The sequence below is a fragment of the Aeromonas media genome (assembly GCF_000819985.1).
GTDB lineage: Bacteria > Pseudomonadota > Gammaproteobacteria > Enterobacterales > Aeromonadaceae > Aeromonas > Aeromonas media.
This window is the reverse complement of sequence record NZ_CDBZ01000113.1, coordinates 845-27766: the sequence shown is the minus strand read 5'-3', so window position 1 is coordinate 27766 and position 26922 is coordinate 845. Positions and strand designations below refer to the sequence as shown.

The following is a 26922-nucleotide window of genomic DNA, read 5'->3' as shown; positions in this document are numbered from 1 at the left end:
GGAGGAGACTCTAGAGGGGATTGTCATTGTGAAAAAGAGGGGTAATTGCAGAAGAGAATTGCCCTTGGCACAGCAATGGGCCTGAGGCCATGAAAAAGAGGGCCTGTTGGCCCTCTTCAGTGTCGCGGCAGATCAGGCGGCGCTGGCGCCGATCGGGGTGACCCGCACCCGCTCTATCCGGCGCTCGCTCACCGCCAGCACCTCGAAGCAGAGCTGACTCAGGCGCAGTTGCTGGCCGCTGGTGGGCAGACTGCCGAAGTGGGAGAGCAGCATGCCCGCGAGGGTCACGTACTCATCGCTCTCGCTCACCAGGCCGTCATGGCCCAGGGTCTGCTCTATCTGGTGGATGTTGGTGCTGCCGTTGATGAGCCAGCTCTCTCCCTCCTGGACGATGTCCGGGGTCTCATCCTCATCCGGCAACTCGCCGACGATGGCCTCCAGCAGATCGTGGTTGGTGACCAGCCCCTGGATGATGCCGAACTCATCCGCCACCAGAATGAGGCTGCCCCTGGCCTGGCGCAGCTCCGCCAGCAGCCGGATCACGTTGATGGTCTGGGGCACTATGATGGGGTCATTCTGCCTGGCGAGCTCGGCCAGGGACTGCCCCTCGTTGAGGGAAAACAGCAGATCCCGCGCCTTCACCACCCCGATGATCTCATCCAGCTCCCCGTCGCAGACCGGGAACAGGCTGTGGGGTGCCCGCTGCAGCAGGGCCCGGATCTCGTCCGGGGAGTCATTGACGTCGATCCACTCCATCTCGGCGCGGGGGGTCATGATGGTGCGGATGGAGCGCTCGGCGAGCGACAGCACCCCGGTCACCATGTAACGCTCCTCCTCTCCGAAGCTGATGGGGCGGGGGGCCTCCAGCTCCTCCTCCTCATCCTGCTGCGGGTGCTGGTTGGCCCGGCTGCCCCCCATCAGTTTGAAGATGGCGGCCGTGGTGCGCTCGCGCAGGGGCTGCCTGGATTCGTGGCGCTGGGCACTGCGCTGGGCGAGCTGATTGAAGAACTCGATGAGCACAGAGAAGCCGATGGCCGCATAGAGATAGCCCTTGGGAATGTGGAAGCCGAAGCCCTCCGCGACCAGGCTGAAGCCTATCATCAGCAGGAAGCTCAGGCAGAGCACCACCACGGTGGGGTGGGCGTTGACGAAGCGGGTCAGGGGCTTGGAGGCGATCACCATCACCACCATGGCGATGGTCACGGCCGCCATCATGACGCCCAGGTGTTCCACCATGCCGACCGCAGTGATGATGGAGTCCAGAGAGAAGACGGCATCCAGCACCAGGATCTGGGCGATCACCACCCCGAATCCGGCATAGACACCGGCCGGGCCCTGCTCCTCCGGCTTGGCCTCCAGCCGCTCATGCAGCTCCGAGGTGGCCTTGAACAGCAGGAAGAGGCCGCCCCCCATCAGAATGAGATCCCGCCCCGAGAAGGGGTGATCCCAGATGTGCAGTATGGGGGTCGTGAGCGTCACGAGCCAGGACATCACGCTCAGCAGGGCGAGGCGCATGATCAGGGCCAGGGAGAGGCCGATGAGCCGGGCCTTGTCCCGCTGGGCGGGAGGGAGCTTCTTCACCAGGATGGCGATGAAGACCAGGTTGTCGATCCCGAGCACTATCTCGAGGATGATCAGGGTGAACAGACCGACCCAGATAGACGGGTCCAGCAAGAATTCCATTAGGATGACCTCAATAAAAACAGACGCAGTGGATGTCGCTCACGGCAAGGGCCGTGGCAGGCTAAGGCTCGAGTGTTTTCAGAGGCGCTGATTGAGCAGGTACAGATAGGCTTTGATGGGGAAAAACGAAGGGCTACTTCGGGGGTTGTCCATGATGGGCAATAAAACCTCGGGTCAAAAGTGAGCCCTGATGATAACGGGAATCCCGCGTTTGGCAAGAGGACACCCAAGGAAGCGCGAGGGGGAGAGGCATGCCGCCCACTGTGGGGGACAGGGGCGGGCGGAGCTTACCGGGCAGGCTCCGCCTTGCTGCTTACTACAGCCAGCGCTTCTCGCGGGTGAAGCATACCGAGAGCCAGGCATCTCCCAGGGTATCGCCGAGGCGGGACCAGAGCTCCTGGCGCAGGGCATCCTGGCGCTCGACGGGCCATTCCTGGCCGGGGGCCACCAGAATGTTGAGTTCGAGATCGAAGCGGCGGCCGCTTTTCGCCAGATGGCTGTAGCACTCGATGCCATGGCGCTGGCGCAGGGCATCTATCTCGCTCTCGACCCGCGCCGAAACATCCCCCTTGGGAGCGATTTTCAACACTTCCCGCAGGTTGCGGCCGAGTACCTTGATGGGGATCAGGGTGGCGCACAGGGCGAGCAGGGTAACCAGCACCGGGTCTATGTAGCGGTTGTAGTGGCCGTAGCCGAGGGCGTCGAGGCCGATGGCGACCGCGAAGCCGATGAGCAGGGTGGCGCTGAGCAGGGTGTCGACCAACCATTCCTTGGCGTCGACCCGTACCAGCTCGGAGTTGAGCCGCTCGGCAACGCCCGCCTCGATCCGGTAGATAATGGCGCAGAAGAAGGTACAGACGGCGGCGTAGATGAGAGCGTGGCCGAGGTCTATCTCCCGTCCCCCTTCGAGCAGGGAGGTGATGCCGCTATAGAGGGCGCCGAGGCAGAGCAGCAGGATGACGGTGCCGTTGATGACGTTGGTGATGGGCTCGAAGTGGGCATAGCCGTACTGGAAGCGTGAGTCGGAGGGGCGAGTCACCAGGTAGGCGGTGATGAGTCCGAGTCCCGTCATGCCCATGCTGAACAGGGTGAAGATGCCATCGAGCATGATGGCGTTGGAACCGACGAACAGGCCGTAGCCGATCCCGAAGATGGCGAAGCTGATGCAGCCGAACAGCGACAGGGTCAGCGCCTGTTTCTCGGTGCGAACCAGCGTACTGATAACATGGCTGTGATGAGCCATAAAAGTCCTCCTTTCAAATGGTGAAGATTGCACGCGCAAGCGGTTTTCTAGCTGATATACTGCCCGCTCACATGTGAGCGGACTGGTTCGGGGGCCCGCGAAGAGGCTGGCCCGAACGGTCGTTGTCGCCGGAGTTCCGGCATCAAGCAAAGGATGGGAACAAGGATTCATGATCCCGAGACTCGATTACCAGGACAGTTTGTCACCTACAACCCTGCAGTTTCTTGAGTTGCTGGCGCGCTCAGCATTTCGTGGTGATATCGAAAAGTCTTATGCAAGCCGGTTGGCGATGGCGACGGATAACAGCGTCTATCAGGTCGTACCTCAGGCGGTGCTCTATCCGCGTAGCGCGGATGACATAGCGGTGATGCTCAAGCTGGCCCAGGGGCCCGAGTACGCGGCCTTGAGTTTCTTCCCTCGCGGCGGCGGTACCGGCACCAATGGTCAATCCTTGGGCGGCGGCATTATCGTCGATCTCTCGCGCCATATGAACCAGATCCTGGAAATTAATCTGGAGCAGGGCTGGGTGCGGGCCCAGGCCGGGGTGGTGAAGGATCAGCTCAACGCCTACCTCAAACCCCACGGCTACTTCTTCTCGCCGGATCTCTCCACCTCCAACCGCGCCACCCTGGGGGGCATGGTCAACACAGATGCCTCGGGGCAGGGGTCGCTGGTGTACGGCAAGACCTCGGATCACGTGCTGGGGCTCAAGGCCGTGCTGGAGAACGGTGACATCATGGCGACCGAGCCGGTGAACGGCCAGCGCCTGGCAGACAAGCTGGCGCTGGAGAGCCGCGAGGGGGAGATCTACCGCACCCTCTATCGCATCGGCCGCGAGCGGCGCGCCGACATAGAGGCCACCTTCCCCAAGCTCAACCGCTTCCTGACCGGTTACGATCTCAAGCACCTCTATGCCCCCGACACCGACACCCTGGATGTGAGCCGGGTGCTGTGCGGCTCGGAAGGGTCGCTGGGCTTCATCACCGAGGCTCGCCTCAACATCACCCCCATTCCGCGCTACCGGACGCTCGTCAACGTCAAGTACGACAGCTTCCCGTCGGCGCTCAGAAACGCCCCCTTTATGGTGGAGGCTCACGCCCTGTCGGTGGAGACGGTGGACTCCCGTGTGCTGGGGCTGGCTCGCGCCGACATCATCTGGCATTCGGTCAAAGAGTTCATTCAGGACGTGCCCGGCAAGGATCTGCAGGGGCTCAACATCGTCGAATTCGCCGACACCGACGAGGCTGAACACCAGGCCAAGGTGGCCGAGCTGTGCCGCCGCATCGACGCCCTGCTGGCCAAGGAGGAGGCGGGGATCATCGGCTATCAGGTGTGCAGTCACTTGCCGAGCATCGAGACCATCTACGGTATGCGCAAGAAGTCGGTGGGGCTGCTCGGCAATGCCGAGGGGCGAAAGAAGCCGGTAGCCTTCACCGAAGACACCGCCGTGCCACCGGAGTCCCTGGCCGATTTCATCATGGAATTTCGCGCCCTGCTCGATGGCCATGGCCTCGACTACGGCATGTTCGGCCACGTCGATGCGGGTGTGCTGCACGTGCGCCCGGCACTGGACTTATGCGACCCTGAACAGGAGGTGCTGCTGCGCCGCATCTCGGATCAGGTGGTGGCCCTCACCGCCAAATATGGCGGTCTGATGTGGGGGGAGCACGGCAAGGGCTTTCGCTCCGAATACAGCCCCGCCTTCTTCGGCGAGCTGTGGGAGGAGCTGCAGCGGGTCAAGGGGGCGTTCGATCCGGCTAACCGCATCAACCCGGGCAAGATCTGCATCCCTTATGGCAGCGGTGCCGAACTGGTGTCGGTGGACGGTCCCAAGCGCGGCAAGTTTGACCGCCAGATCCCGATTGCGGTGCGCGAAAGCTACACCCGCGCCATGGATTGCAACGGCAACGGCCTCTGCTTCACCTTCGAGACCGACTCCCCCATGTGTCCCTCGGTCAAGATAAGCCGCGACCGCCGCCACTCCCCCAAGGGGCGGGCCGGGCTGATGCGCGAATGGCTGCGTCAGTTGGCGGAGCAGGGCTACGATCCCCTGGCCGAAGAAGTGGCGCTGCAAAGCGGCGGTCTGCGTTTCAAGCAGATTGTCGACAAGTTCCGTAATACCCTGGCCCGCGCCCGCGGCGAGTACGACTTCTCTCACGAGGTGATGGAGGCGATGGAGGGGTGCCTGGCCTGCAAGGCCTGCACCAGCCAGTGCCCCATCAAGGTGGACGTGCCCACCTTCCGCGCCCGCTTCATGCAGCTCTACCACAGCCGTTATCTGCGCGGCCCCAAGGATTACTTCGTCGGCACCGTCGAAGCTTATGCGCCCCTGCTCGCCAGGGCGCCCAAGCTGGTCAACTTCTTCCTGGAAAAAGAGTGGGCCCAGAAGGCGACCGAGAAGAGCATCGGCATGGTGGATGTGCCGCTCTTGAGTATTCCCACCCTGGCCGAGGAGCTGCGTGATCACAAGGCCCGCTACTTCGACCTGCCGGGGCTGGAGGCCATGAGCCCCGAGCAGCGCAAGAAGGTCGTGCTCATCGTGCAGGATCCCTTCACCAGCTATTACGACGCCCCCGTGGTGCGCGACCTGGTGAAGCTCGCCAGCAAGCTGGGCTATCAGCCCTACCTGCTGCCCTTCAAGCCCAACGGCAAGCCCCAGCACGTGAAGGGCTTCCTGCGCGCCTTCGCCCGCACCGCAGCCAGCAGTGCCCAGTTCCTCAACAAGATGGCGGCGCTGGGCATCCCCATGGTGGGAGTCGATCCCTCCCTGGTACTCTGCTATCGCGATGAATACGTGAAGGCGCTGGGCCCTGCCCGCGGCGACTTCCAGGTGCTGCTGCCCCAGGAGTGGCTGCTCTCTCTTCCTGCCCCACAAGTCAGTGCCGCAGCGAAAGAGCCGGGAGAAGCCGAGCCCTGGTATCTGTTTGCCCACTGCACCGAGAAGACTGCCAAGCCCTCGACTCACGGTGACTGGGGTACCCTGTTTGGCCGCTTCGGCGCCACGTTGCAGCCGGTGTCGGTCGGCTGCTGCGGCATGGCCGGCACCTATGGTCACGACGCCAAGCAGGTGGACAACTCCAAGGGGATCTACTCCTTGAGCTGGGCCGAGCCGCTCGCTCGCCTGCCCAAGGATCGCTGTCTGGCCACGGGTTATTCGTGCCGTAGCCAGGTCAAGCGGATGGAGGGGGAGAAACTCAAGCATCCGCTGCAGGCGCTGCTGGAACTGCTCTGATGCTGCGCTTCCCCAAGCGGTTTCGGGTGCCGCAAGCCTATCGGCACCCGAGCTTTCTGCTGCTGCCTGCCAGCCCAACTCAGGCGGTGGTGGAGTTTGTCGCCATGCTGCGCGAGCGGGAGCAGCTTCATCAGCTGTTTCGCCCGGATGACGTCTGGCCCTCGGCTCAGTTCAGCCTGAGCCAGCACGAGGCCGATCTGGAGTGGCAGCGCTCGGAGTTTCTCGCCAAGCGCTCCTTCGCCTATGGCCTCTGGAGCCCGGAGCGGGAGCCCGAGTTCTGGGGCGGGGTCTATCTCTACCCCTCGGTGTTGCCTGAGGTGGAGGTGGAGCTCTTCTTCTGGAAGGTGGCCGAGGCCCCCCTTGATGACGTCGTGCTGGAGGCCGAACTCCGTGCCTGGCTGGGCAAGGTGTGGCACTGGCATCACCCGCGCCTGCCGGGGCGCGAGCTCCCCTGGGCCGAGTGGCCCGGGGTGACCTATCCCTGGTGACGCAAGGTACTTGTCAAGATGCCCCGGATCGGGGCATCTTTTTTCGCCGGCACTGATCGTGTCCAACTCATTGATCACATAAGGAGTCTGCTCGCCATGAGTCAAGAAAGCGCCCCCATCTGGCGCAAACCCATGAGCCTCGAAGGGCTCAATGCCAGCTCCCGCAACACCCTGATGGCCCACCTTGGCATCCTCTATACCGCCTTTGGGCCCGACTGGCTCGAGGCCAGCATGCCGGTGGATCACCGTACCCATCAGCCCCTTGGCATGCTGCACGGTGGTGCCTCCGTGGTGTTGGCGGAGACTTTGGGGTCGCTGGCCGCCAACATGGCGGTAGGGGAGGAGAGCTACTGCGTGGGACTGGAGGTGAACGCCAACCACCTGCGTGCCAAACGGGAAGGGGTGGTGACAGGGCGTTGCTCGCCGCTGCATCTGGGAGCGACGACCCAGGTGTGGCAGATTGACATTCGGGATGAACGTGGGCGTTTATTGTGCACCAGTCGATTGACCATGGCGGTGCTCAAACACAAGCGGGACAAGGACTCCAGCGGGGCGTGACAAGCAATAACGCACCAGTAGTGCAAAATAAGCAAGCCATAGTCGCAAGATCCCTCTATAATTGCCAACGTCTTGAGACGCTTATCACATTTTTCAAGACAGCAGAACAAAGTGGCGCTATAATCGCCGCCTTTTTGCTATTCCGCGGTGCTTAGCCGCCTGCCTTACTCTGGAAGAATCTATGTCTGATACCCATACCGAACAAATGCCCCTTTTTAGTGAGCTTGGACTGGCCGCGCCTGTATTGAAAGCGCTGCAAGACGTGGGCTATGAGCGCCCGTCACCGATCCAGGCCGCAGCAATTCCCCACCTGATGGCGGGACACGATCTGCTGGGGCAGGCGCAAACCGGTACGGGGAAGACCGCTGCTTTTGCCTTGCCTCTGTTGTCTCGTCTGGAAGCTGGTAACCGTAACACCCAGATTTTGGTGCTGGCACCGACCCGTGAGCTGGCGCTGCAAGTTGCCGAGGCGTGCCAACGTTACGCCAAGCACATGCCTGACTTCCATGTCCTGCCCATCTACGGTGGCTCCTCTTACGAAACCCAGACCCGCGCCCTGCGCCGTGGTGCCCAGGTGGTCGTCGGTACCCCTGGCCGCGTGATGGATCTGATCCGTCGCAAGAACCTGGACCTCTCCGGCCTGAAAGCCCTGGTACTGGACGAAGCCGATGAAATGCTGCGTATGGGCTTCATCGACGACGTGGACTGGATCATGGAGCAGTGCCCGGCCACCCGTCAGGTTGCCCTGTTCTCTGCCACCATGCCGGACCAGATCCGTCGTGTTGCCCAGAAGCACCTGAAGCAGCCAAAAGAGATCAAGATCATCACCAAGACGTCCACCGCACCGACCATCCGCCAGCGCTACTGGCAGGTAACCGGTCTGCACAAGCTGGACGCCATGACCCGTCTGCTGGAAGTCGAGCCGTACGAAGCCGTACTGGTCTTCGTGCGCACCAAGAACGCCGCCGAAGAGCTGGCTGGCAAGCTGGCCGCCCGTGGTCACGCCTGTGAAGCCCTGCACGGTGACATCCCGCAGAAGCTACGTGAGCGTACCGTCGACAAGCTGCGTCAAGGCCAGCTGGACATCCTGATCGCCACCGACGTCGTCGCCCGTGGTCTGGACGTCGAGCGCATCACCCACGTGGTGAACTACGACATTCCGTACGATACCGAATCCTACGTTCACCGTATCGGCCGTACCGGCCGTGCCGGTCGCAAGGGCGAGGCCATCCTGTTCGTGGCTCCCCGCGAGCGCCGCATGCTGCGCGCCATTGAGCACGCCACTCGTCAGGCCATCGAGCCGATGAAGATGCCGAGCACCGAGGACATCAACCAGCACCGCATGACCAAGTTCAAGGAGCGCATCCGGGAAACCATGATGGGCGAAGAGCTTGAGATCTACGTAAACCTGGTGAACGAGCTGATCGAAGAAGATTCTGCCGATCCGCTGGAGCTGGCTGCCGCCCTGGCCAAGCTGGTGCAGGGTGACCAACCGCTGCTGCTGGATGACTCCGTCACTGAACCGGCAAGCGACCGTGCTGGCCGTGAGTTCGAGCGCCGTGACTTCGGTGATCGTGCTCCCCGTGATTTCGGTGACCGTGGCGATCGTCCTGCCCGTCGCATGCCGTCCCTCGAGCCGCGTCCGCTGAAAGACAATCCTGACGTGGAGATGGAGCGTTACCGCGTAGACGTGGGTGCCCATCACGGCGTCAAGCCGGGCCAGATCGTCGGCGCCATCGCCAACGAAGCGAACATCGAGAGCCGTTTCATCGGCAACATCGACATCGCCGATGACTTTTCCACCGTCGACCTGCCCAAGGGCATGACCGCCGACGTGCTGGAAGTGATCAAGAAGGCCCGTGTCTGTCAGCGTCCGCTGATGATCACTCGCTACACCGAGGTGCCGGCCGGCAGCAACACTGCCCCCCGTCCGCCCCGCAGCGATCGTCCCTTCAACAAGGATCGCCGCCCCAGCGGTGACCGTCCGTTCAACAAGAGCGGGGAGCGCCGTGAAGGTGGCTTCAACAAGGATCGCAAGTTCGGTGGCAACAAGCGCCGCGATAGCTAAACCCTGACTGCACTGATGAGAAGGCCGCTCCATGGAGTGGCCCTTTTTGTGTCTGTTTTTCAGATGCGTAGCGAAGATTGTCACCTTTTTCCGGCCGTGGTGGGCATCCGGTTTGATGAGGAGCCAGTGAAAGAAAAATGGTGCAATCCATTTGCCTGGGGGTGGCGCCTGGTGTCATTCTTTGGGAAGCGATTGGATACTTTTGGAAGACGCACAATCGTTGCTGGTTGCAAACGACTGCGACTTTGGTCTGAAGGTGCATTCTGTTGTTTGCATATGAGTCAGCAGAGTGAGATGAATAAATAAACCGTATGACAGGGAGGTGCGTGATGGGCAAGTGGCTTGGCAAGGTGTTGCTGATATCTGGATGGCTCGTGTCGGGTATGGTGTTGGCGGAGGAGCCCTTCTTCAGAATTGCGGGGGCGGGGTGCTGCAATGGCAAGGGGGAGGTGGTGCTGACCCGTGCCGAGTTTGAGGCCTTGCCGCAGACGGAAGTTAAGACGGGGACGCCCTGGACCGAGGGGGAGCACCTCTATCGCGGGGTGTTGCTGCGGGACCTGGTCAGGATCTACGGTCTCAAGAGCCAGGAGGTCAAGGCCCTCGCGGTCAATGAATACTGGGCCGCACTGCCGCTGGAAGACGGGGAGAAGTACCCGGTGCTGGTGGCCGAGAAGCAGGATGGCAAGGCTATGACCCTGCGCAACAAGGGGCCGCTCTGGGTCATTTATCCCCTCACCGACCATCCCGAACTCAACAAGGAGATCTATCACAGCCGGATGGTGTGGCAGCTGACGGCGCTGGAGAGCAAATAAGATGCTGAGCAGCAAGTTCTTGAGCCTGATCCTGATGGTGACCACCTTTTTGGGGGTGACCCTCTGGTCGGTCTGGAACTATGACCGCGCGTTCAATGAGGTGACGCGCTACACCCAGCTCTCCGCCTGGGCACTGGCCCAGCTCGAGCTGGAGATCCACGACTTCGAGAAGGGCTTGCAGCTCTATCGTGCCGGTGCCGTCAGCCGGGAGGAGATGAACAAACGCTTTGACATTGCCTGGAACCGGCTCGATGTCTTCCTGCACGGGAAGGAGGCAAAGTCGGTCAGGGCCCGATTCGGTGCGGACAAGGCGGTCGGCAAGATCCTCGCTCTCTTCGAACGCTATGAGCAGGATGTGGTGCAAGGGGAGCCGGATTCCCCCGCACTCAAGATGTTCACGGCCGCACTCGATGACGAGATGCGCGGGGTGCGGGACGTGATGGTGAAAAACTTTACCGGGCCTTCTGCCATCGCCCAGCGTGAGCTGCTCAACGAGTCGAGAACCCAGAACTTCTTCATCCTGGGGTTTCTGATGCTGGCGACTATGGTGATGTTGATGGTGCTGTTTCGCGAAGTGCGTCGCCAGTATTTTCTGGCGTGGAACGACCCTCTCACCCGTCTCCCTAACCGGGCGGCGCTCATCAAGCACCTCCAGCAGTGGACCAGCCACCCCGGGCGGCGCAGCAGCATCACCGTCTGCCTCATGGATCTGGGGCATTTCAGGGAGGTCAATAACAGTCTGGGTTACGAAGTGGGGGACGCCTTGCTCAAACGGCTTGCGGCGCGGATCAAGGCCGCCTCTGGCCAGGGGATCTTCGTTGCCCGAACCGGCAGTGACGAGTTCACCCTCATCATCACCGGCACCATGCCCACCTATCTGCGCTTCCCGTTTCTGGAGCAACTGCGCAGCGAGCTGGCGGATCTGGTGTTTGCCGCCGATCCGGCGCACCGGGTGCGGGTCTTCATGGGCACCAGCCAGTACGTGAAACCGGATCATTCACCGGAAGAGATGCTGTTGTTTGCCGATATCGCCCTCGACAGCGCCAAGCGCAAACGGCTGAATGACAATGTGCTCTTCTCCAGCAGCATGTATCAGCACTATCAGCGCAAACGCCGGCTGTCGACCGAGCTGCGGGAGCTTATCCACTGCCCGCAATGCCCGCAACTGGCCCTTTACTATCAGCCCATCGTGCGCGGCCAGAGTGTAGTGAGGCTGGGGGCCGAGGCGCTGATCCGCTGGCATCATCCGGAATATGGCTTTATTGCCCCCCTCGACATCATCTCGCTGGCAGAAGAGAACGGGTTGGGCGAGGCGCTCGGGGGCTGGATCATCCGGCGCATGCAGCTCGATCTGTCCGGCTTCCCGGAGGAGGTGCTAGCACCGCTCGAGATCTCCATCAACCTTTCCAACTCCATGTTCAACATGGGGTTGGCCAGGGAGATTGAAGAGAAGATGGAAGATGGGCCGTTGGGGCTGCACCAGTTGATAGTGGAGCTGACCGAAACCATCGCCCTCGATGACATCGCCCTCAGCAAGCAGATCATTCACTCCCTGCGCCAGATAGGGGTGCGGGTGGCCCTCGATGACTTCGGGACCGGCTGGTCCTCGCTCTCTTACCTGCGTGAACTCTCTTTCGACAAGCTCAAGATCGACCGCTCCTTCATCACCGCCATCGACAAGGATCCCCGTCAGGCGCTGTTCGTCGAGACCATCACCACCCTCTCTCATCAGTTGGGGGTGCGTGTCGTGGCAGAAGGGGTGGAAAACAGCGATGAGCTCAAGGCGGTGCTCACCATAGGGGTGGATGAGATCCAGGGTTATTTCTACTCGCGTCCCTTGCCGCTGCCGGAGTTCATGCAGTTCTGTCACCGCTATTTCGCCCACAGCGCCGCTATTCAGGAAGTGGCACTGGGGTAGCCTTGGGGCAATCGAGCCCCTGTAGCCTTGTCTTCGAGTCCCTCTGTTCGATTGTTCCTGGTTGATATTTCATCCCGACACCTTTCTTCCATGGCAGGACCGCCCTTGACGCGGTTTTCTTGTGCCTCCTGCCAGAACGAGGGTGCGAGAGGGCAGGCCCGGTGCTACCTTGTGCCACGAACAGTGCCACGAACAGTGCCACAGGGCAGAGGAGCCATAAATGGATCGCTTGGGGGTGATGGAGGTGTTCGTGCTGGCGGTGGAGACCGGCTCGTTTTCGGCGGTGGCCCGCCGACTGGGGATGGGGCAACCCACGGTTTCCAGATTGATTGCCCAGCTTGAGGCGCACCTTGGCAGCCGCCTGTTGCTGCGTTCGACCCGGGGGCTGGCGCCCACGGAGGCCGGAGAGGCCTACTATCTGCGGGCGAGAGAGATCCTGGCCCAGGTCAACGAGGCCGATGCCATGGTGCAGCAATGCCGGGCCGGGCTGAGCGGGCGTCTGCGGGTGAGCGCTCCCGTCACCTTCGCCCGCCTGCATATCATTCCCCATCTTGCCGGTTTTCTGGCGGCTCACCCGGGACTGGATCTGGAGATCCTGCTGGATGACGGCAATGTGGATCTCATTTCGGCGGGCATCGAGGTGGCTCTGCGGATCGGCAAACAGGCTGACTCGTCGCTGGTCGCCCGCTGCCTCGCCCGAAGCGACGTGCGGGTGCTGGCGACGCCGGCCTATCTGGCCGCCAAAGGAGAGCCTGAGACCCCTCAGGCTCTGCAACAGCATGATCTGGTGCTTTACAGTCCACGGCCCGGAGTGGGGCAGCAGTGGCGATTTCGCCGCGGCGTCGAAGAGAAAGTGGTTTCCGGAGAAGGCAGGCTGACGGTCTCGGCGGCCGAAGGCATGCGCGCAGCCGTGCTGGCAGGCCTGGGGCTCGGTATCGCCTCGGAGTGGATGTTTGCTCCCGAGCTTGCCCGCGGCGAGGTGGTGGCGGTGCTGCCCGAGTGGCAACTGCCCATGCAGGAGCTCTGGACCCTGCTCCCGGCAGGTCGCCAGCCTGGTGCCAAGGCGAGCGCCTTTCTGGCATTCGTGACCGGCCTGCCCGGCGTGGGGCATACGCCAGCGGAATAACTGTTATGGTCCCCACCGCTCTACTGGTGGCGACGCTCCCCGGGTAGGCTGTGCGCATGGGGCCCGTATCCTGGCGGGAGCCCTTCTAACACGAGGAGAAGATCATGAGTACATCGCCTTCTGCCGGAGGGGCCGCAACCCCCGGCCCCTCCCTGCTCTTCGCCATGGCCCTGTCATGCGGCCTGGCAGTTGCCAACATCTACTACAACCAGCCCATGCTGGCGGTGATGGCGCAGGACTTTCCCGGGCACTCGGGCATGCCATTGATCGCCATGCTGACCCAGCTTGGCTATGCCATGGGTCTGCTTTTGCTGGTGCCGCTTGGCGATGTGGTCGAGCGCCGCGGGCTCATTCCGGGGCAGTTTGCACTGATCGCGCTGGCTTCCCTGCTGGCGGCAACCCTGGCAGATCCTGCCCGCCGTGGTGCCGTGGTCGGTAGCGTGATGAGCGGCCTGCTGGCCGGGATACTGCTCAGCCGCACCGTCGCCGGTCTGGTCACCGCCTATGGCAGTTGGCGCGCCATGTTCTGGCTGGCCATTCCCCTGGCCCTGTCGGGGGCCCTGCTGATGGCCAGGATGATACCGTCCGGATTGCCGCGCTCTCCCCTCGGTTATGGCCGTCTGCTTCACTCTCTGGTCGGTCTGTGGCGCGAGGAGCCCGCCTTGCGCCGCGCGACCCTGACCCAGGCCTTGCTGTTTGCCTCCTTCAGCGCCTTCTGGACCGTGCTGGCGTTCTACCTGGCCGAACCTGCCTATGGGTTGGGGGCCGACATGGCGGGTCTGTTCGGCGTCATCGGGGTGGCTGGGGTGGTGGCGGCCCCTCTGGCAGGCCGGATGGCGGATCGGTTGGGGGCCAGACCAGTGGTATTGGCCGGTGCCGTGCTGGTGGTGCTTGCCTGGATCTGCTTCGAGCTGTGGCTCTCTCTGGCCGGGCTGGCGTGCGGGGTCATCTTGCTGGATCTCGGAGTGCAGAGCGCACTCATCGCCCATCAGCAGCGCATCTATGGTCTGAGACCTGAGGCCAGGGGGCGTATCAATACCCTCTTCATGACCGGCATGTTCCTGGGGGGAACCCTCGGCTCCAGCCTGGGGATGCTGGTCTGGCAACAGGGACATTGGCTCGGGGTGGGAGCAGCCGGCATGGGGTTGGCCCTGGTGGCCTGTCTCTGCGCCCTGGCCGGCAGGCGGGGGCTGCAACCGGCCATCTGAGGTATGTGCAAGACAAGAAAGGCGACCTCGGGGTCGCCTTTTGTCTGTCTGCTCGGGATGGTCTCAGAGCACCATGGCGGCAATCCAGCCGAAGATCACCAGGGGGATGTTGTAGTGGATGAAGGTTGGCACCACGCTGTCCCAGATGTGGTCGTGCTGACCGTCGGCGTTGAGGCCAGAGGTGGGACCGAGCGTCGAGTCGGATGCGGGGGAACCCGCGTCCCCCAGCGCGCCCGCGGTGCCCACCAGGGCGATGGTCGCCATGGGCGAGAAGCCGAGGTGGATGCACAGGGGCACATAGATGGTGGCGATGATGGGCACGGTGGAGAAGGAGGAGCCGATCCCCATGGTGATGAGCAGGCCCACCAGCAGCATCAGGAAGGCCGCCAATCCCTTGTGACCTGCCATCATGCTGGAGACGGACTGCACCAGACTCTCCACCCCGTGGGTCTCCTTCATGACGGCGGCGAAGCCTGCGGCGGAGATCATGATGAAGCCGATGAGGGACATCATACGCACACCCTGGGTGAAGGCATCCTGGCTCTCGCGGAATTTGATGACGCCGCCGCAGGTGAAGATGATGAAGCCTGCGAGCGCCCCCAGCACGATGCTGTTGGTCATCAGTTGCAGGCCGAGTGCCACGGCGATGGCCAGCAGGGCGACCCAGATGTGGTTGAGATTGAGCTCGACCGTCTCCGGTTCGGCGGCCAGGATCTTCTCCAGATCATACTGACGCGGCTTACGGTAGCTGAAGAAGACGGCGATGAGCAGGCCGAGGAACATGCCGAATACCGGGATGGCCATCGCCAGGGGCAACTGGCTGAATTCCACCGGTACGCCGTTGTCGACGAGATTCTTGGCCAGGATGTTGTTCAGGAAGATGCCGCCAAAGCCCACCGGCAGCAGCATGTAGGTAGCGGTCAGGCCGAAGGTGATGACGCAGGCCACCTGACGGCGGTCGATCTGCATCTGGGCCATGACATGCAGCAACGGCGGGATCAGGATGGGAATGAAGGCGATGTGCACCGGGATCAGGTTCTGGGAGGAGACGGAGACCGCGAGCACCGAGGTGAGCAGCAGGCTCTTGACCCAGAGAATGCGGGTGCTGCTGGCATCCTTGCCGAGCTGGTTGATGACCTTGCGGGCCAGCAGATCGGTGATGCCGGAGCGGGAGATGGCTACCGCGAAGGCCCCCAGCATGGCGTAGGAGAGGGCGATTTCTGCACCGCCACCCAGCCCGCCAGTGAAGGTGCTGAGGGTCTGCTCGAGGGAGAGGCCGCCGAGCAAGCCACCCACGATGGCACCGATGGCGAGGGAGACCACCACATTGATCCGCAGCAGGCTGAGCACCAGCATCAGCGCCACCGCGATAACAACAGGATTCATTTGATTTCCTTATGGATTGTGTTGCTGTCAGTCGTGTGAAAGCCAGCTAGTTTGCGAAAAACGTGACAAAAGTCGAGAAAAAAAACGGCAAAATGGCCTCTTCACGGCATTCCTGCCGAGCAAATTCGGATCAACCGGGATGGAATGCTGAAAACGGTGCTGTATGACCCTGTTTATGCCACTCTGGTCAAACCAGCTGCCAGGCGTCGAGTCCCCAGCAACCTCATGGAAAGAGGCTGCCAAGGCAGCCTCTTTCTCATGCCCAGGTGGAACTACTGGGGGTTGTCATCGGCGGGCGTTTCGTCCGGTGTGGCCAGTGGCCAACCCCCCAGGCTCTTCCAACGGTTGACGATATGGCAGAACAACTCGGTGGTGCGCTCGGTGTCGTAGAGGGCGGAGTGGGCCTCTTTATTGTCAAAGGGGATGTTCGCGCTCTGACAGGCCTTGGCCAGCACCGTCTGCCCCAGTGCCAGGCCGGAGAGGGCCGCGGTGTCGAAGGTGGCGAAGGGATGGAACGGATTGCGCTTGAGGCCTGCTCGCTCGGCGGCGGCCATCACGAAGCCGTGATCGAAGGTGGCGTTGTGGGCCACTATGATGGCCCGGCCGCAGTCGCTCTCCTTCATGCCCTTGCGCACCCCCTTGAAGATCTCGGTGAGCGCCTCCTTTTCGTCCACGGCACCGCGCAGTGGATTGAAGGGGTCTATGCCGGTGAACTCCAGCGCGGCTTTCTCCAGATTGGCCCCTTCGAATGGCGCCACATGAAAATGGAAGATCTGATCGGGCATGAGCCAGCCCTGCTCATCCATCTTGAGGGTATAGGCGGCGATCTCCAGCAGGGCATCGGTCTTGGCATTGAATCCGGCGGTTTCAACATCGATGACGACGGGGTAAAAGCCACGAAAACGGCCCTTGAGGGTGTGAACGGCGTCGGTCATGGTATCTCGGTCGGCGTGAAAGAAGGCGGCATTATGGCAAAAAAGCCGGCCCTTGTCCCTCCTGGGCCGCCATGCGCACGCCAACTGGTTCTATTAAAAGCAGTTGCGCTTATAATTGGCCACTTCAACCATGGAGGGGAGAGGCGATGAAGAAGCTGGGATTGGCGCACAAGATGTTGCTGGTGGTCTGTCTGCCACTGTTGGCCCTGCTGTTTTTTTCCGGTCGATACGTCTATGAGCGTTATCGGGTCGAGCAGGAGATGAGTCAGGCACAGGCTGCACTTGGAGTGGTGCGGGAGGCGGCGCAGCTCGCCCATGAGCTGCAAAAGGAGCGTGGCATGTCGGCCGGCTTCCTCGGCTCCGGTGGCAACAAGTTTCGTGATGCCCTGCCTGCCCAGCGCAAGGTGGTCGACACCCTGCTGGCGGGTTTTCATCAGGATCCTGCCTTGCTGGCCTTGTCCGAGGTGCAGCAGGAGCTGGTGGGGCTCACCGCCATGCGCGAGCGGGTCAGTGCGCTGGGAGTCGAGGTGGCGGAGCAGGTTGGCTTCTATACCCGTCTCATCACCCAGCTGCTGGCCGTGGTGGATCAGGTCAGCATCCGCAGTCAGGATGCCACCATAGCGCTGCAGACCAATGCCTACGCCGCCTTCTTGCAGAGCAAGGAACGCATGGGGTTGGAGCGGGCGACCCTGAGCAACGTGTTCGCACGAGACAGCTTCACCCCGGCGCTGTTGCAGCAGTTCATCTCCCTCCTTGCCGCCCAGAACACCTATCTCGAGCGTTTCCAGGCGGTGGCGAGTCCGTCCCAGCGCCAGTTGCTGGCCGAGAGCCTGGCTTCTCCCGTGGTGGCCGACGTGGCCGCCATGGAAAAACTGGCGTTGGACAAGGCGTCCAGCGGCGGTTTTGGTGTCGATCCCGAAGCCTGGTTTGCCTTGAGTACCGACAAGATAGGCCTGCTCAAGGAGAGCGAGGATCGCCTCTATCAACAGTTGGATGATCGGGTTGAGCAGATGCGGGCCCGCAGTGCCAGCGACTTCTGGTGGGCCGCCGTCGGTGTACTGTTGTGCGTGGTCCTGACCAGTGCCATCTGCTGGCGGGTGGTGCGCGACCTGCATCTGGGGTTCCTGGCGCTGCATCAGACCTTCAAACGGCTGGTGCAGGAGAACGACCTGACGGTGCGGGTCAACTGGCGATCCGGCGATGAGCTGGGTGCGTTGGCGCAGGATCTGAACCGCTTCCTCGAACATCTGGAAGGGCTGTTGCTGGCGGTACGCCGCTCCTGTGACGTGCTGGCTCGCAGCGCCGCAGCCTCGGCAGAGGTGATTGCCCAGGTCAACGCCGGTGTGGTCAAGGGGGTTGGTCAGGTGGATCTGGTGGCGACTGCCGCGACCGAGATGGCCTCGACGGTGGCGGAGATTGCCCGCAATGCCACCCAGACCTCGCTGGCGACCCAGCAGGCCATCGGACGTGCCCATCAGGGTGACAAGGAGGTAGACCAGACCATAGACGCCATCCAGCAGGTGGCGGGTACCCTGGTCGATACCCAGCAGTTGGTGGACAACCTGCATCGGGAAACGGAGTCGGTCGGCGAGGCGCTCAACCTCATCAAGCAGATCTCGGACAGAACCAATCTGCTGGCCCTCAACGCCGCCATTGAGGCGGCCCGCGCCGGTGAGTCCGGTCGCGGTTTTGCGGTGGTGGCGGAGGAGGTGAGGGCGCTGGCCTCGCGCACTCAGCAGGCGGCGGATGACATCGCGCAGATGCTGGCCCGTCTGCGCCAGGGCGCCAGTCAGGCGGTGACGGCCATGCACCTGGGCACCGAGCAGGCGGGGCTGAGTGTGACCGAAGCCAAACGGGCAGGCAGCGAGCTGACCGATATCGTCAAGGAGGTGCGCAAGGTGAACGACATGACCGCTCAGGTGGCGACCGCCACCGAGGAGCAACGTTATGTGACCGACGACATCCAGCACAACGTGCTGACCATTCGGGAGGTCTATGAGGCCCACCGCCTGCACTCGGAGACCCTGCAACAAAACAGTGTCGAGCTGGATCAGCTGGCCCGGGATCTGACGGCCCGCATCGCCAGCTTCAAACTGATGGAGCGCCCCGCTCCCCATTGAGGTTTTGCCCTAAAGCTTGGCTTGCCGCTGCCGATAGTTAATCCGAGATCGTGTGGAGGGCAAGCCGTTGAATGCTTGGGTGTTAGGGTTGATCAGCATATCCGTGAGTATGCAGTTGCAGGCGGGAGTGACCGAGTTCGGTGCCGGCCTGGATCAATCCGTCTGGCGGTTGACCTCGGATACTCAGGTGGAGTGCCGTCTCGAACACCCTATTCCCCGCTGGGGCACGGGCGCCTTCGTCAGCCGGGCCGGTCGCAAGATCAACCTGGACTTCGAGCTGAAGGGACAGCGGCCGCAGGCCAGGACCCAGACGGTGAGCCTCGGGATCATGCCTCCCAGCTGGCGCCCCGGTGTCTCCGGACGCCAGATAAGCCAGCTGCAGTTCTATCAGCAGTTCGACGGCCTGGTGGCGGGGCAAACCGCCTGGACCATGCTGGACGAGCTGGAGGGGGGGCGTATGCCCACCTTCCAGTACAGAGACTGGTATCGCCAGGACAGGCCGGTGCGGGTGTCGCTCTCCTCGGTCAACTTCAGGGTCAAATACCAGGCCTTCATGGATTGCCTGAGCGGCCTGCTGCCCTACAGCTTCAACGACATCGCCTTCAGCGTGCTCTCCTATGACAAGAACAGCGATCAGCTGTCGCCCGCCTCCAAGCGGCGGCTGGCGCTGATCGGCGACTATGTGAAGGCGGACAAGAGCATAGACGTGGTGGTGATCGACGCCTACAGCGACAGCTACGGCGGGCGTTGGCCCAATCAGAAGCTCTCCGAGAAGCGGGCAGATGCCATCAAGCAGGTGTTTGTGGATCTCGGCATCGAGGAGGGCAAGATCTCGGTGGAGGGGCACGGCGAGAAACAGCACGTGGCCTCCAACGAGACGGATGCGGGCAGAGCCAAGAACCGGCGGGTCGTGATCAACATGGGGCGCAACGGCACCATCTGATCGAGCTGATCGAGGAAACCCAGCTCTGGCTTGTGCCCGACCGCTTATTCTGATCATCTGGAACGGGGCAGGGTCAGTTCCACGCTTCAGCGGCTTAGTTTCCCGATATCAGAGATAAAAAATGCCAGTCGGCTGGGCCGACTGGCATTTTTTCAAGGGTTCGCGATTTACTTGGCCAGCTTATTTAGCCAAAGAATCCGGCAGGTTTTCGCGGATCTTGCCGAGCATCTCTTTCAGGACGCGCGGGTTGGCGACCACGATGTTGCCGGAGTTTTCGTAGTTGTGACCACCCACGAAGTCGGTGACGATGGCGCCAGCTTCCTTGGCCAGCAGCTCACCGGCGGCCGTTTCCCAGGGCTTCAGGCCGATTTCCCAGTAGCCGTCGATGCGACCGGCGGCCACATAGGCCAGGTCCAGCGCAGGGGCGCCAGCACGGCGGATGTCGGCACACTCGATGAACATGCTCTGGAACATCTTCAGGTAGGGTTCGATGTGGTGCTTCTGCTTGAACGGGAAACCGGTCGCCAGCACGGTGCCAGCCATCTCTTTGGCCTTGCCGACGCGGATGCGGTAGCCGTTCAGCTGGGCGCCGTTACCACGGGTGCTGGTAAACAGCTCGTCACGAATGGGATCGTAGACAACGGCTTGTTCGGTCTTGCCCTTGACGCGCAGGGCGATGGAGACGGCAAAGTGCGGAATGCCCTTGACCAGGTTGGTCGTGCCATCCAGTGGGTCGATGATCCATTGGTAATCCGGATTGGTACCGGCAATCTCACCAGACTCTTCAGCCACGATGCTGTGTTCCGGGTAAGACTTCTTGATGGTGTGAATGATGGCCGCTTCGGCTTCACGGTCAACGTTGGTCACGAAGTCGTGGCTGCCTTTTTGGATAGCCTCGATGTTCTCGGGCTGGGAGAAGGCTTTTACTACAACTTGACCGGCGTTGCGCGCAGCGCGCACGGCGATATTCAGCATCGGATGCATAGGTTCACCACTGGATGTTAAAGAACGGGGGATAAAAGGACGCGGTATCTTACCAAGATATTCTGGAATGGCAACCGTTATCCGCGGGCGCTGTCACGGCATTGACTGCCAGATCTGACGGCTCCAATAAAGGCCTGTTATCGGCTAGTCTTATCGCGACAGCCGGCTAACAGGCTGTGGTGAGCATAGGGACATGAGCCATGAATCTGTCATTAGTCAGTCAAAAACCGTCGGCAGCGACAACATTGGGTGTGCTGGCCGCACTGCGTGCCGCCAGTGATGATGGGCATTACTTCACCGAGATCAGGGTCGCACAACCGGATAGGTGGCAACCGTCGAAGGAGGAGGCGGCCATCCTGCTGCTGGAAGACGATGATGCACCATGGCCGGAGTCGGTCTGGTCCGCCAGCGGCACTACGTTGGGATTACCCGTTTTGCCACTGTTGGTTCATCGGCAATATGACTGTGCTCCCCAGGGACCGGATATCAGGGACCCGCGCTTTTACTTTGTCTCCAATGGCATAGTGCTGGATGAGACTGAGCTTGCTGATCCCGCCTGCAGCCTGGTCCTGCAGAGCAAACTCGAGTCCTATTTTCCGCTCCTCTCCCGCCTCATCCTGCTGCGCCAACGTCAACCCCTCACTCTGTGCGGCTAACTGTTTCCCCTGTATTCGGGCTGTTCAAGCGGTGCAATATTTGTCATAACAGACCGATGTTGCGCCGCTGGCCATGGTTCCCCGTGGGGATGGGAAGCGGCCAGCGGTCTTCATTCCCACGCAGGCGAGATGAAGATCTATGAGTTGAAGTGTGTCCCCAATGCCCGCCGGTTCAGGATGTTTCTTGCGGAGAAAGGCATCGAGATGGCCTATCAGCAGGTAGATCTGGGAACAGGAGAGAACCTCGAGCTTGCGTTTCTTGCCAAGAACCCGGCGGGGCGCATTCCGGTGCTTGAGCTCGATGATGGTACCTGTCTCAGTGAGACGATGACTATCTAGCGTTACGGTGAAGAGCTAAGCCTCTTTGCTGTACACCATCGACTTTGGCAAGGTCGTCGGTCTTCGCATCGCCCCGCACCAGCATCACTTGCAGGCCTGGCATGAGCGGGTGAGTGCCCGTCCCAGCGCCCAGGCCTGATCATTACGTTTGAACGACCAAGGAGTCCAAGATGATAGATTTGTACACTGCCGCCACGCCCAATGGGTTCAAGGTGTCGATCGCCCTCGAGGAGCTGGGGTTGCCTTACAGGGTGATCCCGCTGGATTTCTCGACCATGGAGCAGAAGAAGCCCGAGTTTCTGGCCATCAACCCCAATGGCCGCATTCCGGCGATCGTCGATCGGGATAACGGTGATTTCGCCGTGTTCGAATCCGGCGCCATCCTGCTCTATCTGGCGGAAAAAACCGGCAAGCTGTTGCCGCAAGATCCCAAGCGCCGCTCCCAGGCCATCCAGTGGCTGATGTTCCAGATGGGCGGCGTCGGCCCCATGATGGGGCAGGCCAACGTCTTCTACCGCTACTTCCCCGAGAAGATCCCGGCGGCCATAGAGCGCTACCAGAAAGAGGGGCGCCGTCTGTTCGAGGTGCTCGACGGTCACCTGGCGCACCATGAATACCTGGCTGACGAGTACAGCATCGCCGACATCGCCACCTGGCCCTGGGTGCGGATCTATGACTGGAGCGGCATCTCCATTGAGGGTCTGCCCCATCTGCAGGCCTGGATGGCGCGCATGGAGGCCAAACCTGCCTGCCAGAAGGGCATCACCATTCCGCCCCGCAACGAGAGCCCCGAGGATCAGGTCAAGCGGGCGCAGCAGATGGTGATCCGCTAGGATGATGACGATGGCCCGATGACGGGCCATCTTTTTTTATGATTGCCGCCCCATTGCGCGTCTGCTGGGCCGCTCATCTGTTCCCCCTTTCCCGCTGCAAATAAGCCATCTATCAAAAATGAAAAGTCATTCATCCTGATTAATTGTTATGTTATAACGTCAGATATCGGTTGGTAATCATTATCGTTTGGATGGAATGGATGACAAAAATACACACCTGTTCGGGGTGGTGCGCCCTGGTGTTGATGGCCGGAATGAATGTTGCTCACGGCAAGCCGCTGGCCATGGTGGGGCCCTGGGAGATCCACAGTGTCGACCCCGCCAGCAACGGGGTCTTCTTTACCCGCATGCAGGTGGCGGAGACCCTGGTCGAGGTCGACAGCCAAGGCAATCTGCAACCCGGGCTCGCCAGCCAGTGGTCTCACTCCGAGGATGGCCTGCAATGGCGATTCACCCTGCGCCCCGGGGCCCGCTTTCACGATGGCAGCGAGGTGAGCGCCGAGCAGGTCGCCTTTGCCCTGCAGCAGGCATGGCGCAAGCCCAGCGTCATGACCAGCGCCCCCATCGCGTCCATCGAGGCCCATGAGGGGGCCCTGCTGGTCACCCTCACCGGCCCCTTCGCCCCCCTGGCCGCCGTGCTGGCTCACCCCAGCACCCAGATCCTGGCGAAGGGGGCTTACGGCGCCAAGGGGGAGGTGACCCAGGTCATCGGCTCAGGCCCCTATCGCATCACCCGGTTGCAGCAGCCCCAGCGAGTCGAGACCGAGCGCTTCGATGGCTGGCAGGGCCCCCAGCCTGCCATCTCGCAGGTGAGCTACCTGACGGTGGGCCGCGCCGAGAGCCGCACCCTGATGGCCGAGAGTGGTCAGGCCGACATTGCCTGGGGGCTGGATCCGGTCAGCATCCGCCGCTTGCAGCAGGCGCCCCGGGTCTCCATCGTCTCCGTTACCCTGCCGCGCACCATACAGCTCAAGCTCAATGGGGCCGATCCTCTTCTGAAGGATCCGGCGGTGCGCCGCGCCCTCAGCCTCGCCATCGATCGCCGTGGCATGGCGGCGGCCCTGCTGCGGGATCCCGAGATGGCGGCGACCCAGCTCTTCCCTCCCACCCTGGGGGAGTGGCATCAACCCGGGCTGACCCCGCTCGCCTATGACGTCAAGGCAGCTCAGGCGGCCTTGGCGGCGGCAGGCTGGCTGTTGGGGGCGGATGGCGTGCTGCACAAGGGGGAGGAGCGTTTCTCCCTGACCCTGCGCACCTTCCCGGATCGCCCTGAATTGCCCCTGCTGGCCACGGCACTGCAGGCACAGTGGAAGGCGGTGGGGGTGGATCTCAAGGTGGCGGTGGGCAACTCAAGCGAGATCCCGGCCGGTCATCAGGATGGCTCGCTCCAGCTCGGCCTCTATGCCCGCAACTATGCCCTGGTGCCGGATCCCCTGGTCACCCTGATGGGGGATCTGGCCCCCGCCGGTGCCGACTGGGGGGTGATGAACTGGCACTCCCAAGCCATGGCGCAAACACTGGCCCGCCTTGGCAAGGAGACCCTGCCCGCGGGGGAGGCCGCGGCACTGCGCCGTGACATCGCCACCACCCTGCAGCAGGAGTTGCCCCTCCTGCCCATCGCCTGGTATCGCCAAAGCGCGGCGGTCAGCCGTGGGCTGAAGGGCTTTGAGCTGGATCCCCAGGAGCGTAGTTACCGTCTGGACAAGCTCGCATGGAGTGCACAATGACAGCGGCGCCCTTCTTTACCGTCATGGGAATACTGGGCCAGCGCCTGGTGCAGGCGCTGATGGTGGCCCTGCTGGTGGCCGGGCTCTGCTTTCTGATGGTGCAATCCCTGCCCGGGGACATCGCCTTTCGCATCGCCGCGGGTCGCTACGGCTATGACTATGTCACCGCCGAGGCCGCCAACGCGGTGCGAAGCGAGCTGGGGCTGGCCGGCTCGGCTCTCTCCCGCTTCGGTGACTGGCTGGGCGCCCTGCTGCAGGGGGATCTCGGCAGCTCCCTGGTGACGGGTGCACCTGTGGCCAGCGAGGTGGGCCACCACCTGGGGGCCACCCTGTCCCTGGCGGTGGCCGCCGTGGCCCTGGCCCTGTTGCTGGCGCTGCCGCTCGGCAGCCTGAGCGCCCTGCGCCCGGGGGGATGGTGCGATCGCCTGACCCTGGGCTGGAGCGTGCTGATGCGTGCGCTGCCTCCCTTCCTGCTCGGCCTGGTGCTCATGGTGTTGCTCTCGGTGGAGCTGGGCTGGGTCAGTGCCGCCGGTCACGGGGAGGGGAGCAACCTGCTGTTGCCCGCCCTCACCCTGGGGCTGGGGCTTTCGGGTGTGCTCTCCCGGGTGGTGCGCGAGAGCGTACTCACCGTGGTGCAGTCCGGTTATTACCGCTTCGCCCTCACCAAGGGGCTCTCGCCCGCCCGGGTCTTCAGGCGTCACGGCCTGCGCAATACCGGGGTCAGCGTCATCGCCTATACAGGGGTTCAGCTGGTGCTGCTGATCGAAGGGGTCGTGGTGGTCGAGAGCCTGTTCGCCTGGCCCGGCATCGGCCATGCCCTGGTGCACGCCATCTTCTGGCGCGACATCCCCATGGTGCAGGGAACCGTGCTGGTGCTGGCGGCGCTCTTCGTGCTGCTCAATACCCTGACGGATCTGCTCTGCCTCGCCATCGATCCCCGCGGTCCCAAGGAGTCCTGATCATGTCTTTCTCTGTCAAGGCGGGAGCAAGCCTGCTCCTGCTGGTGGTGCTGTTCGCCCTGCTGGGCCCCGTGCTCTGGCCCGATCCCGCCGCCCAGGATCTGGTGCAGTTCCTGGCCGATCCCTCCTGGCAGGAGCCGCTCGGGCGGGATCAGATGGGCCGCAGCCTGATGGCGCGGCTCGCGGCGGCGACCCGACTCTCCTTGCTGCTGGGGATGCTGTGCGTCCTGACGGCGGCCCTGCTGGGGTCGCTGCTGGGCTGGCTCTCAGCTTGGCGCGGTGGCTGGGTCGACGGCCTGCTGCGCAGCCTGGCCGACGGCGTGCTGGCCCTGCCGAGCCTGCTGCTGGTGCTGCTCTTCTCCGCCATGGCCCAGGGAGGCTTCGCCATCCTCTATCTCGGGTTGGCCATGGCCCAGTGGGTGGAGTACTACCGGGTGGTGCGGGCCCGCAGCCGGGCGCTGCTTGCCTCGCCCCAGGTGGAGGCGTCCCGGCTGCTGGGCTTTGGCAACGCCCACATCTTGCGGCGCCACCTCTGGCCCGAGCTGGCTCCCCAGCTGCTGACCATGATGGCCTTTGGCCTCGCGGGGGCCATCCTGACCCTCTCGACCCTGGGCTTCGTCGGGGTGGGCATCCAGCCACCCACCCCTGAACTCGGCCTGATGATGACGGAGGCGCTGCCCCACTATCAGGAGGCGCCCCGCCTGCTGCTGGCCCCCATACTGGTGATGGGAGTGATGCTGCTGGCCCTGGTGCTGCTCAATCAGAAGGGCACACTTCATCCTGGATCCCCGCAAGGAGTCACCCCATGACGACCATTCATATCAAGGGCCTGCAGGTGGATGACGGTCGACAGACCCTGCTGCAGGCGCTGGATCTCACCCTGCTCCCAGGCAGCGCCTTGACCCTGATAGGGGAGAGCGGCTCGGGCAAATCCCTGCTGGCCCATGCCCTGATGGGGACCCTGCCTGCCCCCCTGCGCGGCCGGGGTGAGATGGCGATGGGCGGCTTGTGCCACAGCCTGGCGGACCCCTGCGCCCTGCGCGCCCTCTGGGGGCGGGAGCTGGCCATGCTGCCCCAGGAGCCGGTGCTGGCGCTGGACCCCACCATGGGGCTGCTGCCCCAGGTGGAGGAGGGCTGGCTGGCGGGCGGCAAGGAGGCGCGCTCGCGGGCGCGGGACGCCCTCGAGCGGCTCGGGCTTGCCGGGCGGGAGCGCCACTTCCCGCACCAGCTCTCCGGGGGCATGGCCCAACGCGCCGCCTTTGCCGCCGCCACCCTGGGGCAGGCGCGCCTGCTCATCGCCGACGAGCCCACCAAGGGGCTCGACCGCCGGGCCAGTGCCAGGTTGCAGACATTGCTGCAGGGCTATCTGACCGAGGGGCGCCACCTGCTGACCATCACCCATGATCTCTCCCTGGCCCGGGCGCTGGGGGGCTGGGTGCTGGTGGTCAAGGGGGGTGAGATAGTGGAGCAGGGGCCCGCCGAGCAGGTGCTGCAGGCGCCTTCCCATGCCTACACCCGCGCCCTGCTGGCGGCGGAGCCCTCGGCCTGGCCCGAGGCCGTGCATCCCCCGACCGGCGACTGGCTGCTCAGGGGGGAGGGACTCGCCATGGGCTACGGGGATCAGACCCTGTTCGAGGGGCTCGACCTGCCACTGGCCAGGGGGGAGCGGCTCGCCATCATGGCGCCGAGCGGTGCGGGCAAGAG

22 protein-coding genes are annotated in these 26922 nt (G+C 62.9%); 17 read left to right on the top strand and 5 right to left on the bottom strand.

All coding sequences use genetic code 11. The features are described 5' to 3' along the window. Positions 1-132 precede the first annotated feature (132 nt). Both BN1127_RS09900 and BN1127_RS09895 read right to left on the bottom strand, forming a co-directional pair. Positions 133-1683: a TerC family protein gene (locus BN1127_RS09900; RefSeq protein ID WP_042649320.1), complete on the bottom strand. Its 1551-nt coding sequence runs from the start codon at positions 1681-1683 to the stop codon at positions 133-135. Between the two features lie 316 nt (positions 1684-1999). Further along, positions 2000-2926: a cation diffusion facilitator family transporter gene (locus BN1127_RS09895; RefSeq protein ID WP_042649319.1), complete on the bottom strand. Its 927-nt coding sequence runs from the start codon at positions 2924-2926 to the stop codon at positions 2000-2002. Between the two features lie 169 nt (positions 2927-3095). Between BN1127_RS09895 and ydiJ the strand changes: the two genes are divergently transcribed. The 8 genes from ydiJ to BN1127_RS09855 all read left to right on the top strand — a co-directional run bounded on the left by ydiJ (position 3096) and on the right by BN1127_RS09855 (position 14336). Further along, on the top strand, positions 3096-6158 hold the full coding sequence (gene ydiJ / locus BN1127_RS09890; protein WP_042649318.1) for a D-2-hydroxyglutarate dehydrogenase YdiJ: 3063 nt from the start codon (positions 3096-3098) through the stop codon (positions 6156-6158). Then, positions 6158-6646 carry a hypothetical protein gene (locus tag BN1127_RS09885; protein ID WP_042649317.1) on the top strand — a complete coding sequence of 163 codons (489 nt, stop codon included), beginning with the start codon at positions 6158-6160 and terminating at the stop codon, positions 6644-6646. Before ydiJ ends, BN1127_RS09885 begins: the two co-directional genes overlap by 1 nt. 96 nt (positions 6647-6742) lie before the next feature. Then, positions 6743-7204 carry a hotdog fold thioesterase gene (locus tag BN1127_RS09880; protein ID WP_042649316.1) on the top strand — a complete coding sequence of 154 codons (462 nt, stop codon included), beginning with the start codon at positions 6743-6745 and terminating at the stop codon, positions 7202-7204. A 181-nt stretch (positions 7205-7385) separates the two neighbouring features. Beyond that, positions 7386-9272 (top strand): DEAD/DEAH box helicase, encoded by a 1887-nt coding sequence (locus BN1127_RS09875; RefSeq protein ID WP_041205964.1) that lies wholly within the window; start codon positions 7386-7388, stop codon positions 9270-9272. 329 nt (positions 9273-9601) lie between these two features. Beyond that, entirely contained in the window at positions 9602-10084 is a 483-nt protein-coding gene (locus BN1127_RS09870) for a putative pterin-binding protein (RefSeq protein ID WP_042649315.1), read from the top strand. Between the two features lies 1 nt (position 10085). Continuing rightward, complete coding sequence (locus BN1127_RS09865; RefSeq protein WP_042649314.1) at positions 10086-12002, top strand: putative bifunctional diguanylate cyclase/phosphodiesterase; 1917 nt, start codon at positions 10086-10088, stop codon at positions 12000-12002. Positions 12003-12222: 220 nt separating this feature from the next. Beyond that, positions 12223-13128, top strand: a complete 906-nt coding sequence (locus BN1127_RS09860) for a LysR family transcriptional regulator (RefSeq protein WP_042649313.1) — start codon at positions 12223-12225, stop codon at positions 13126-13128. A gap of 104 nt (positions 13129-13232) precedes the next feature. Then, complete coding sequence (locus tag BN1127_RS09855) at positions 13233-14336, top strand: MFS transporter (protein WP_042649312.1); 1104 nt, start codon at positions 13233-13235, stop codon at positions 14334-14336. 63 nt (positions 14337-14399) lie between these two features. On the opposite strand, the gene BN1127_RS09850 is transcribed toward BN1127_RS09855, so the two are convergent. Then, a complete protein-coding gene (locus BN1127_RS09850; RefSeq protein WP_042649311.1) occupies positions 14400-15722 on the bottom strand; it encodes a Na+/H+ antiporter family protein in 1323 nt (440 codons plus the stop codon). 272 nt (positions 15723-15994) lie between these two features. Continuing rightward, on the bottom strand, positions 15995-16657 hold the full coding sequence (rnt, locus tag BN1127_RS09845; RefSeq protein ID WP_005330208.1) for a ribonuclease T: 663 nt from the start codon (positions 16655-16657) through the stop codon (positions 15995-15997). A 146-nt stretch (positions 16658-16803) separates the two neighbouring features. On the opposite strand from rnt, the gene BN1127_RS09840 reads away from it, so the two are divergent. After that, complete coding sequence (locus BN1127_RS09840) at positions 16804-18777, top strand: methyl-accepting chemotaxis protein (protein WP_042649310.1); 1974 nt, start codon at positions 16804-16806, stop codon at positions 18775-18777. A 67-nt stretch (positions 18778-18844) separates the two neighbouring features. Continuing rightward, entirely contained in the window at positions 18845-19720 is an 876-nt protein-coding gene (locus BN1127_RS09835) for a flagellar protein MotY (RefSeq protein WP_041205962.1), read from the top strand. 180 nt (positions 19721-19900) lie between these two features. On the opposite strand, the gene suhB is transcribed toward BN1127_RS09835, so the two are convergent. Next, positions 19901-20704: an inositol-1-monophosphatase gene (gene suhB, locus BN1127_RS09830; protein WP_005326757.1), complete on the bottom strand. Its 804-nt coding sequence runs from the start codon at positions 20702-20704 to the stop codon at positions 19901-19903. A gap of 200 nt (positions 20705-20904) precedes the next feature. On the opposite strand from suhB, the gene BN1127_RS09825 reads away from it, so the two are divergent. The 7 genes from BN1127_RS09825 to BN1127_RS09795 form a co-directional block, all read left to right on the top strand. Continuing rightward, positions 20905-21360: a hypothetical protein gene (locus tag BN1127_RS09825; RefSeq protein ID WP_042649309.1), complete on the top strand. Its 456-nt coding sequence runs from the start codon at positions 20905-20907 to the stop codon at positions 21358-21360. 129 nt (positions 21361-21489) lie between these two features. After that, positions 21490-21699 (top strand): glutathione S-transferase N-terminal domain-containing protein, encoded by a 210-nt coding sequence (locus tag BN1127_RS22775; protein ID WP_042649332.1) that lies wholly within the window; start codon positions 21490-21492, stop codon positions 21697-21699. 170 nt (positions 21700-21869) lie between these two features. Further along, positions 21870-22532 (top strand): glutathione S-transferase family protein, encoded by a 663-nt coding sequence (locus BN1127_RS09815; protein ID WP_042649308.1) that lies wholly within the window; start codon positions 21870-21872, stop codon positions 22530-22532. 200 nt (positions 22533-22732) lie between these two features. Beyond that, on the top strand, positions 22733-24259 hold the full coding sequence (locus BN1127_RS09810) for an ABC transporter substrate-binding protein (protein ID WP_052833536.1): 1527 nt from the start codon (positions 22733-22735) through the stop codon (positions 24257-24259). Continuing rightward, positions 24256-25218: an ABC transporter permease gene (locus BN1127_RS09805; protein ID WP_042649306.1), complete on the top strand. Its 963-nt coding sequence runs from the start codon at positions 24256-24258 to the stop codon at positions 25216-25218. The genes BN1127_RS09810 and BN1127_RS09805 overlap by 4 nt, the downstream gene beginning before the upstream one ends. 2 nt (positions 25219-25220) lie before the next feature. Further along, a complete protein-coding gene (locus BN1127_RS09800; RefSeq protein ID WP_042649305.1) occupies positions 25221-26027 on the top strand; it encodes an ABC transporter permease in 807 nt (268 codons plus the stop codon). Then, on the top strand, positions 26024-26922 hold an 899-nt coding region (locus tag BN1127_RS09795), incomplete at its 3' end, for an ATP-binding cassette domain-containing protein (protein ID WP_042649304.1). The genes BN1127_RS09800 and BN1127_RS09795, both read left to right, overlap by 4 nt.